The following is a 4,502-nucleotide window of genomic DNA, read 5'->3' as shown; positions in this document are numbered from 1 at the left end:
ATTTAAAGGAGCTTGTTATGCGCCTCACGACCAAAGGCCGCTTTGCGGTCACTGCGATGATTGATTTGGGACTGCGCCAGAACAATGGCCCGGTTACCCTGGCTGCGATCAGCCAGCGTCAGCAAATTTCCCTGTCCTACCTTGAGCAGCTCTTCGGCAAACTGCGCCGCCACGAACTGGTGGAATCCACCCGTGGCCCCGGCGGCGGTTACACCCTGGGCCGCAAGGCTTCCGAGATCACCGTCGCCGACATCATTGTGTCGGTGGACGAACCGATCGACGCCACCCAGTGCGGCGGCAAGGAAAACTGCCTGGGTGAGGGCGGGCGCTGCATGACGCACGAGCTGTGGGCTTCGCTGAACAGTCGCATGGTGGAGTTCCTGGATTCCGTGACCCTGCAAAAACTGGTGGAAGACCAACTCGCCAAGGGCGTGGTGATCGAGAACACCCCGCAGGTCAAAAAAGCCATCTTCACAGCGCCGGCCGTCAAGCCGATTCGCGTGAATGCGCCCAACTCGGTCTTCGCACTGGGCAATGCTTTCTCCAAATCCTGATGGAGTAAAGCCGGGCATTCGCCCGGCTTGCTCTCTTTGGACCTGACTGCATTGACTTCATTGATCGCGCTGCCAGCCAGCCTGTGAATTTAAAGAGCTAGCCACATGGACACCCCACACTTCCCCATCTACATGGACTACAGCGCCACGAACCCCTGCGACCCGCGGGTGGTGGACGCCATGATTCCCTGGTTGCGTGAGCACTTCGGTAACCCTGCTTCCCGCAGCCACGCCTGGGGCTGGGAAGCGGAAGCCGCCGTCGAAAAGGCCCGCGGGCAGATCGCCGACCTGATTGGCGCCGACCCGCGCGAGATCGTCTGGACCAGCGGCGCCACCGAGTCCAACAACCTGGCGCTCAAGGGCGCCGCGCATTTCTACAAGACCAAGGGCAAGCACATCATCACGGTCAAGACCGAGCACAAAGCCGTGCTGGACACCTGCCGCGAGCTGGAGCGCCAGGGCTTTGAAGTGACCTACATGGACGTGCAGGCTGATGGTTTGCTCGACCTGGATGCCCTCAAGGCCGCCATTCGCCCCGATACCATTCTGGTCAGCGTCATGTTCGTCAACAATGAAATCGGCGTGATCCAGGACATTCCGGCCATCGGCGCGCTGTGCCGTGAGAAAGGCATCATCTTCCATGTCGATGCTGCGCAGGCAACCGGCCGTGTTGATATCGACCTGTCTACCTTGCCGGTGGATTTGATGAGCCTGACCTCGCACAAGACGTATGGCCCCAAAGGCATTGGCGCCTTGTACGTGCGCCGCAAGCCCCGCGTACGTCTGGAAGCGCAAATGCACGGTGGCGGCCATGAGCGCGGCATGCGCTCGRGCACGCTGCCTACGCACCAGTGCGTTGGCATGGGCGAGGCCTATCGCATCGCCAAGGCCGAAATGCATGAAGAAAACAAGCGCATCCGCGCCCTGCACGAGCGCATGCTCAACGGGCTCAAGGACGTGGAAGAGGTCTTCCTCAATGGCCATGCCGACAAGCGCGTGCCGCATAACCTGAACATGAGCTTCAACTTCGTCGAAGGCGAGTCGCTGATCATGGGTATCAAGGGCCTGGCCGTGTCCAGCGGTTCGGCATGCACCTCGGCCAGCCTGGAGCCCAGCTACGTATTGCGCGCCTTGGGCCGCAGCGACGAACTGGCGCACAGCAGCCTGCGCATGACGATTGGCCGCTGGAGCACCGAGGAAGAAATTGACTACGCAGTCGCCACCATTAAGGAAAATGTGGCAAAACTGCGCGAACTGTCTCCCCTGTGGGAGATGTTCAAGGATGGTGTCGATTTGTCCACCATCCAGTGGGCTGCCCACTAGGCAGCGCGTCGAACAGTTAAAGAGGTAAACAAAATGGCATACAGCGAAAAAGTGGTGGACCACTATGAAAACCCCCGCAACGTCGGCTCTTTTGAAAAGGGCGACGAATCGGTAGGCACCGGCATGGTCGGCGCGCCGGCTTGCGGCGACGTGATGAAGTTGCAGATCAAGGTCAACCCAGTGACAGGCGTGATCGAAGATGCGCGTTTCAAGACCTACGGCTGCGGCTCCGCGATTGCGTCCAGCTCGCTCGTGACCGAGTGGGTCAAGGGCAAGACTCTGGACGAAGCGGCGAGCATCAAGAACAGCGCGATTGCTGAAGAGCTGGCTTTGCCGCCCGTCAAGATTCACTGCTCCATCCTGGCGGAAGATGCCATCAAGGCGGCCGTGAACGACTACAAGCAAAAGCACGCGCACTGACCAACGCATTCCCGTCACCTGTTTTCATTTTCGAGTGATTTAAATGTCTGTAACCCTCACTGATGCAGCCGCCCGGCACGTGACCCGCTACATGACCAAGCGCGGCAAGGGCGTGGGCGTGCGCCTGGGCGTCAAGACCACCGGTTGTTCTGGCCTGGCATACAAGCTGGAATACGCCGACGAGATCGCGCCGGAAGACGTCGTGTTTGAAGACAATGGCGTCAAGGTGCTGGTCGACCCGAAAAGCATGGCCTACATCGACGGCACCAAGCTGGATTTTGTGCGTGAAGGCCTGAACGAAGGCTTCAAGTTCATCAACCCCAACGAACGTGATCGTTGCGGCTGCGGCGAAAGCTTCCGGGTTTGACGGGCGAGCGGTCCTACGCGTGCTGCACTCTTACCGAAGCCGCCTCCACTGATTGTGCTGGCGGCTTTTTATCGGCATAAGCCCGGCATGAATCTTCAATCCAACGACTTCGAACTTTTCGGCGTGCCCCAGCGTTTCGCGCAGGATCGCGCTGCGCTGGATGCGCGCTGGAAGGATTTGCAGCGCGAGGCCCATCCGGACAAGTTTGCGGCCCAGGGCGCGGCAGCGCAGCGCGTGGCCATGCAGTGGTCGGTGCGCATCAACGAGGCCTACCAACGGCTGAAGGACCCGCTCAAGCGGGCGAGTTACTTGTGTGAACTGAACGGTGCGCTGATCAATGCCGAAAACAACACGGCCATGCCGCACGATTTCCTGGTGCAGCAGATGCAGTGGCGCGAAGCACTCGATGAAGCCGAAACTGCYGGGGATCTTGAAGAAATAGTTTCCCAAGCCTTATCCAGCCAGCGCAAGCAGCTATCAAAAATAGAGCAACTCCTGGACGTGGATAAAGATTTCGCTGCCGCCGTCCAGCAGGTCAGAAGCCTTATGTTTATTGAGCGCTTTGCCAGCGAGGTTGATGCGCGCATCGACCAGCTGGGACAATAGGAACCTGTTCAATGTCTTTTTGGAGTCGCACAAGTACCTTTTCGGGATGGGACGCAAGGCGCGGTGCACCGCCAATAGCTGGGCTATTGGCAAGCGCCGCAACGCCGCAGACCGCCCGACAAGGCACTTGCCCGAAGGGTTGGAGTGAAAATCGGGCGATTGGACACCCCGGCCGCTTGCATGGGCATCAGCCCATGCGGCGCATCCGAAGTATCCACTCATCCCGATTGCACTCCAATGCGATCTCCAAAAAGACATTGAACAGGTTCCAAGGCATTACAGAAAAGTACGACAACCGCGCATGGCACTCCTGCAAATTTCCGAACCCGGCCAGACGCCCGACCCGCACCAGCGACGCATAGCAGTCGGCATTGACCTGGGCACCACACACTCGCTGGTTGCCAGCGTGCGCAGCGGCGTGTCCGAATGCCTGCCGGACGAGCAGGGACGGGTGTTGCTGCCCAGTGTGGTGCGCTACCTTGAAGAGGGCAAGCGCCAGATTGGCTATGAGGCTCTGGCGGCACAGGTTGAAGACCCGCGTAACACCATTTCCTCTGTCAAACGGCTGATGGGCCGCGGCATAGCCGACATCGGAAGCCRGGCTCAATTGCCTTACGAGCTGAACGACAAGCCTGGCATGGTCACGCTGCAGACTGTTGCCGGCGAGAAAAGCCCTGYAGAAATCAGTGCCGAGATCCTGGCCACACTGCGTTACCGCGCAGAAGACACTTTTAACGACGATATCTATGGTGCCGTGATCACAGTGCCGGCCTACTTTGATGAAGCGCAGCGCCAGGCAACCAAAGATGCCGCACAACTGGCCGGGCTCAACGTACTGCGGCTGCTTAACGAGCCCACGGCGGCTGCCATCGCCTACGGTCTGGACAATGCCAGTGAAGGCGTCTATGCCGTCTATGACCTCGGGGGCGGAACGTTTGACATTTCCATTCTGCGTCTCACGCAAGGCGTGTTCGAAGTCGTCGCGACCGGGGGCGATTCGGCGCTGGGGGGCGACGATTACGACCGTGCGCTGGTCGATTGGGTGCTGGCCAAGGCCGGGCTCGCAGCGGACACGCTCACGCCATCCGACAAGGCGGCCCTGCAGCGTGCCGCGCGCAACTGCAAGGAAGCCCTTTCGTCTGCCGACCCGGTGCCTTTTTCAGTGCAGCTTGCCAAAGCCATGGTCAATTTCGAAATGAAGGCGGAGGACTTCGAAACTGCCACCGCTCACC

6 protein-coding genes are annotated in these 4,502 nt (G+C 59.7%); all 6 read left to right on the top strand.

What is annotated here, in order from left to right; translation table 11 throughout:
* The first annotated feature begins 17 nt into the window (after positions 1-17).
* The gene (gene iscR, locus AC1D0Z_RS16500; RefSeq protein ID WP_092128187.1) at positions 18-554 is read left to right on the top strand and encodes a Fe-S cluster assembly transcriptional regulator IscR; all 537 of its coding nucleotides are present in this window, start codon (positions 18-20) and stop codon (positions 552-554) included.
* Positions 555-659: 105 nt separating this feature from the next.
* The gene (locus AC1D0Z_RS16495; RefSeq protein ID WP_477659301.1) at positions 660-1,877 is read left to right on the top strand and encodes an IscS subfamily cysteine desulfurase; all 1,218 of its coding nucleotides are present in this window, start codon (positions 660-662) and stop codon (positions 1,875-1,877) included.
* A gap of 33 nt (positions 1,878-1,910) precedes the next feature.
* On the top strand, positions 1,911-2,297 hold the full coding sequence (gene iscU / locus AC1D0Z_RS16490; protein WP_007867013.1) for a Fe-S cluster assembly scaffold IscU: 387 nt from the start codon (positions 1,911-1,913) through the stop codon (positions 2,295-2,297).
* Between the two features lie 43 nt (positions 2,298-2,340).
* On the top strand, positions 2,341-2,664 hold the full coding sequence (gene iscA / locus AC1D0Z_RS16485) for an iron-sulfur cluster assembly protein IscA (protein ID WP_074575253.1): 324 nt from the start codon (positions 2,341-2,343) through the stop codon (positions 2,662-2,664).
* An 87-nt stretch (positions 2,665-2,751) separates the two neighbouring features.
* Positions 2,752-3,270: a Fe-S protein assembly co-chaperone HscB gene (gene hscB / locus AC1D0Z_RS16480; protein ID WP_477659300.1), complete on the top strand. Its 519-nt coding sequence runs from the start codon at positions 2,752-2,754 to the stop codon at positions 3,268-3,270.
* Positions 3,271-3,571: 301 nt separating this feature from the next.
* On the top strand, positions 3,572-4,502 hold a 931-nt coding region (locus AC1D0Z_RS16475; protein WP_477659299.1), incomplete at its 3' end, for an Hsp70 family protein.

Source organism: Polaromonas sp. P1_E3 (genome assembly GCF_056405935.1).
The sequence above is the reverse complement of the archived record's forward strand: the minus strand, read 5'-3'. Positions and strand labels throughout refer to the sequence as shown.